Origin of the sequence: Nostoc sp. NMS8, from assembly GCF_017115045.1 — a bacterium.
GTDB lineage: Bacteria > Cyanobacteriota > Cyanobacteriia > Cyanobacteriales > Nostocaceae > Nostoc.
In genome coordinates, this window is sequence record NZ_JABXKK010000001.1 from 1 (window position 1) to 4,945 (window position 4,945).

The window sequence follows — 4,945 nt, forward strand, 5'->3', positions numbered from 1 at the left end:
TCAGTACCTCTGCCATAATCCCCCTGTCAATAGGGTTTGAGACGCGCTAACCCTGGAACATCCTTACCAATTATTGCCATACTAGATAAGCGATTACATTCCAGCAAATAATGCAGGTAATCCACTCGCAATGACAAAATTATTTTCACTGACAGAATATTTAGACATTCTCCCAGAAATTCAAAAAACTGCCGTCTCTGCTTTGGCTCAGTGTAAACAAAGAAAAACTCTTCAAACTGGTCAAAAATCAGGACTGTCCGTAGGTTATGCTGTTCATTTTCCCGCAATTGCTCTCTGAGAGTCGCAGTTTCGGCAACTTTAGCTGAAGTTTCAAGTTCTAATGCCGGACTATGCCTTTCTCTCGACTTATTATACAGCGCTTGTTGCATTAATCTTCCTAATTCTTCGACCCAGTTAGTATAAACCCGGATTACTACAGGTAAATTATCTTGAATTCCGATCGCTTTATTTTTTAAAGCTGGAACTAATCCTGCATTCACCAAAGAGCTTTTTCCTACACCTGACTGCCCATAAACAACTATCAACTTATAGTCCAGCCGACCTATACGCTCAATCAAGCGTTCTACATCTAATAATCGACCTGATGTGGCAATTTCTGGGGCTATATTTTCCTGAGTTTCAGCTAAAGTCAACGTTAATTGAGCCTGCTTCGTTGACTGTAACTGACCAGCACCAATAAAAGCTCGTAAACCAAACTGTTGTTCAATAGACTTCTGCTGCTGTTTCGTCTCATAAGCTTTGAGATATTCTTTTTTCTCAAAGTACAGTCGTTGCAGGTAATTAAGAATATTTAGGTAAAGCCGCAAGTCGAACAAAGGACTACCAACATCTCTTGCTATTTCTAAGTTGGCAATTGCCTGTCGGGGTTCGTTTAATTGATATTGAGCCTGTGCCAGAATAAAGTTATACAGGCTTAAATCATTTGAGATAATTGGTTCTTTTGATAGCCCAGACACAATCCCTAAACTGTCTTTTATTTCTACGCCAGAAATTATTGGTAAACTATCTTTTGCTTTTTGTGCCAACTGTTTAGCTTCACTCCAGCGCTCTTGAGCCAGTGCAACCTGGGCTAAGAACCCGTAATCTTTCGCTAATTCTATTGGCTGATTGTTAGGTTGATGTAGTTCTAAAGCTTGGTGTGCTAATTTTTTGAGTTGCTCCCACTCTTTCAAATCACGCAAAATATTACCAAATTTGAGAATAGAGCTAGCAATTAAATCTTGACTATTAGTTTCGGTGATAAGTTTAATATATTCTTGCGTGTATTTGCGAGTTGCTTGCCAATCTGGATGATTAATATCTGATTTTTTTAAAGTTTTGAGATAATAACAGTAAGCTATCTCACCAAGAATCTTGGCTTGCTTTTCTAAATTATTTAATTGCTGCCATATCGCTAAGGCTTTTTGATAATACTCTAAAGCAATATCTATTTTATTATTAGTTTGTTTTACAAAGCCTATCAGAGAGGCTAAATTAGCTTCTGCTTCGTGGTCATTAGACCGCAATTCTCTCTGTGCTGCATCTAATTCTAATTCTAGTATTTTGTAATTATTTGTACTTAAATTGCTGTAAAAATATTCATCAGCCAGTTGTTTAATAAACTCGCTTAAATCAGTAGGCGCGATCGCAAAACTTCTACTAGTTCCCCAGCTTTCCAGGTCAGGGGCAATCTCCATGATGGTGTGGTGGATTTCTTCACTAATCCACACGACTACGGGAATAGACAAGTTTCTGCGAAATTCTTCGCGTACCTGATTGGCACTGGTCAACATCTGCGGTAAATCATGCAATGATTCCCAGCCCACAATCATCAAAGCTTGGGTATCTGGCTGTAATTCTAAACGGATTGCAGTAAAAAGCGTTCTTTCCGATTCCTTAAGTTGCAATACCTGAATTTTAATTTTAGAGATTTCACTTAACCTTTCTATTAAGCGAGTCCGTAAATTACTGTAATTGCACCGCGCCCAAATTAACTTAAATTGTCCCACCGAAGCTTGAAGCGTCCAAGCTAGCTGTTGTAGCGAACGCTCATTATCTTGTGGTTTATCTGATGATTGGTGCGGTGTACTCATACGATTTTAATAACCGTGAACTGCTCTCTCAACTACTCAACTCTGCTGCCTCTGCCAAAATCGGGTTTAAATCAAACCACGATTCACCGCCATCTCGATATTCAAACACAAATCTACTACGGATTAGCTTTTGGTATCCTTGGTCATCGCTGACTTTCTTCTTTTGCTTAACATAACGTAGTAACTCCCACTCCGAATCTGAAATTGGCATTGTCATCTCATTGCGACGAGCGCGAATCACCTGCTCCAATGTGTTACGCGAGAGTGGAAACGTCATTTCCTCCTGAATCCAGGTATTCAGCAACCTTAGCAAGTCTCGCACATGACCACCGCTCAAACTGCACAAGCGTTCTAGGGTTTCTGTACTGTCGAAAATTTCACCAATCTGGTCTAATCGCTCCTTTGATTGCAAATCGGGAAATGCCCTTGCCAGTACCATCTGTTTCATCAGCGCCATTCCTTCAAGATGCACGCTGCCGTCTGGCCATTGCACTGGAACCATCGGCAGTATCTTCGGGTCTTCCGGGAAACGCTGGGTCAACGTTCCGTAATCATCAGAGAATTTTAACGACAGCGGCATTGTATAAACCAAATGGCAGTTGAGCTTTGTCAAAAACTCCCCCTGATCCACAAACAGATATTCCTGCTGCGGACGACCCCACGGCTTAATCCGGTTATCTATGCGGTCGAGGTTATCAACAATCACCACCAATCCTTTTTTACCCTGCTGCTTCAGTTTAGCGATCGCTGGCTCTAACAGTTCTCGATTAATCGCCTCCAGTAGTCTGGTCTTCTGTGGCCCCAGGTATTGGTTGAGTTTCTCCCGCAGTTGAGGATCGCTTTTGGTTTTAGTTGTGATTTCACCAATTCCCAATGCTAGGGAGAATTTCTCTTTTTCTGCCGAGAAACCAACATCACCTGCTGGTGTTTTTACCTTTAGCCCCGTCACTTCCGAATCTAGCACTCTCAACGCGCCTTGCAGCAATTCATAGAATTTATTCGGTTCCGAGAGCGTGATTTTCTCCAGGCTTTGGCTCACATGACGGGCGATTGCTAGCAAAACATCTGCAATGTCCACGTCTGTCATTTCTAAGTCTTCACTCGACTCAAAATATACTACGTGATAACCTAACTCTTCTAGTTCTACTTGTAACCTTACTAGCTCTGTCGATTTCCCACAGCCGATATGACCAGTGAATAACGTGCAGGTCGGTTCGTTCGCTTTGAAGAACGTAATTTTCTGCTTCAGCTTGCCGATGATATCGCCGCCTCTGACTGAGGAAAAGTCAATGTAGTACTTTTTATCTGAACCTTGATTGATGTACAAAGTCCGGCTGGGATCAGTTCGCTGGAAAAACTCTAGTAAATCTATAGGCATAAATATTTTATTGATTACTCAATATTGAATACTTTTTGATAGAAGAATAATTATTTATTTTTGAGATTATTAACGAATCTTTGCCATTACTTAAATTCCTGTACTCAAAGTTTTACTACTGACAAGGCTTTATGCTTACTACACTGACATTAACGCTTTTACGGACTGTGATGCAATTTGACGGTTACAGCGAGTAAACAACGCACTGCATGTGTAACTCGATTGTTGGCAGTGGCTGCAAAACCCTCTTGAGCCACCTGTACAAGAAAAAACTGCCCTGGGGCAAGGAGTCCAGAGCAGCGCTCGAAAATAGGGGATTAAATAAAGGACTTTTAAAGCTTGTCCCTGTTTTGCATATAATTCGTTCGCTATGTAATATTCTTCAGTTCAAGTCTTGTACTTTATGCAAAAAGAACTAGAAATATTGAAACCTCTATCCTATAAGGATTAGACCGAATACAACCCCATGATTTGTGTTCGTGTGAACCAATGGCTATCACGCATTTGGTCAAGTACATTACCCCAATAGAGCAATCGTAAGCTGTAGAGTCCGGTGTAGCAAGGGGCAGCAGTAAGAGCGATCGCCAATTGACTTATTTATTGAAATAAAATGCCGACCAATGGTCGGCAAAAGACGATCACTTATACTGTAGCTGGAGTGCCAAAATATCAAGTAGCACATCAGTAAGTAATATATCAGTATTTAAAAGCCTCTTTTCTTACACATACTCACTTAATCTAGTTTGCAAAAGTGGCGATGGCTCAAGCACCTGATGTAGGCGATCGCAACTTCTGTACAAGTCTACAACCTCGTTTTGCGGCGATGGCAACCGTCAATCATTGGCTACTCTGTACCACCCAGTTTTGCCGCGCAGTTATTTACTCACATACAGAAAACTTTTATCAGCATCATTTTTATGACAAACCAAGAACAACTCACTTAAAATGTGTTGGTACAGGTAAGGAAGAGGACAACCAACAAGCAGGGGACAAAAAAGAAGAAGCACAGAGGTTGTGCGGTGGGAGCGAATTTCCGCCTGCTTTAATGGTTTTCTTTCCTTAGCGACAGTTCACATCTGGGTTCGCATAATTTTATTAGTGGGATAGATTCATAGCTGCCTTCAGCAAGAACTGCCCTCTGCCTTTCTCAATCAGTTATCTCAAAAAGATTAAGGGTAAGTAATTCGGATTAACTACCAACAGTTTTGAAATCATTTTAGTTAAAATGCCCTAATTAAAGTGCCTAGAGTTGGCGTACCTAAAACTGAAGAGGCTAAATTCCCTGAGATATTCCCATCAATTATCCAGCAGTCAATCCCTAAACTAGAAATAGTCAAAAACTCCTCAACTTTCTTCGCCATTCCGCCAGTAACATCTACTGATTTGCTCTTGCCCAAGAAAGGTTTAATCTGAGAATAGTTAGCTTGAGTAATATTGGAAACTACTTGCCCCTCTTGGTCATATACACCTGCAT

3 protein-coding genes and 1 pseudogene are annotated in these 4,945 nt (G+C 40.9%); 1 reads left to right on the top strand and 3 read right to left on the bottom strand.

The window, feature by feature from the left end; all coding sequences use genetic code 11:
* Window positions 1-26 precede the first annotated feature (26 nt).
* Both HWQ39_RS00005 and HWQ39_RS00010 read right to left on the bottom strand, forming a co-directional pair.
* Complete coding sequence (locus HWQ39_RS00005) at window positions 27-2,093, bottom strand: hypothetical protein (RefSeq protein WP_292839786.1); 2,067 nt, start codon at window positions 2,091-2,093, stop codon at window positions 27-29.
* A 28-nt stretch (window positions 2,094-2,121) separates the two neighbouring features.
* A complete protein-coding gene (locus tag HWQ39_RS00010) occupies window positions 2,122-3,471 on the bottom strand; it encodes an AAA family ATPase (RefSeq protein WP_292839789.1) in 1,350 nt (449 codons plus the stop codon).
* 757 nt (window positions 3,472-4,228) lie between these two features.
* On the opposite strand from HWQ39_RS00010, the gene HWQ39_RS00015 reads away from it, so the two are divergent.
* Complete coding sequence (locus HWQ39_RS00015) at window positions 4,229-4,534, top strand: hypothetical protein (protein ID WP_292839792.1); 306 nt, start codon at window positions 4,229-4,231, stop codon at window positions 4,532-4,534.
* A 157-nt stretch (window positions 4,535-4,691) separates the two neighbouring features.
* Here HWQ39_RS00015 and HWQ39_RS00020 read toward each other — a convergent pair.
* Window positions 4,692-4,945, bottom strand: a pseudogene (locus HWQ39_RS00020) (hypothetical protein); the annotation flags it as partial.

What these genes read in the sequence shown, in the direction of transcription:
- HWQ39_RS00005 (WP_292839786.1), bottom strand. Translation starts at nt 2,093, where the DNA reads ATGAGTACACCGCACCAATCATCAGATAAACCACAAGATAATGAGCGT.
- HWQ39_RS00010 (WP_292839789.1), bottom strand. Translation starts at nt 3,471, where the DNA reads ATGCCTATAGATTTACTAGAGTTTTTCCAGCGAACTGATCCCAGCCGG.
- HWQ39_RS00015 (WP_292839792.1), top strand. Translation starts at nt 4,229, where the DNA reads ATGGCTCAAGCACCTGATGTAGGCGATCGCAACTTCTGTACAAGTCTA.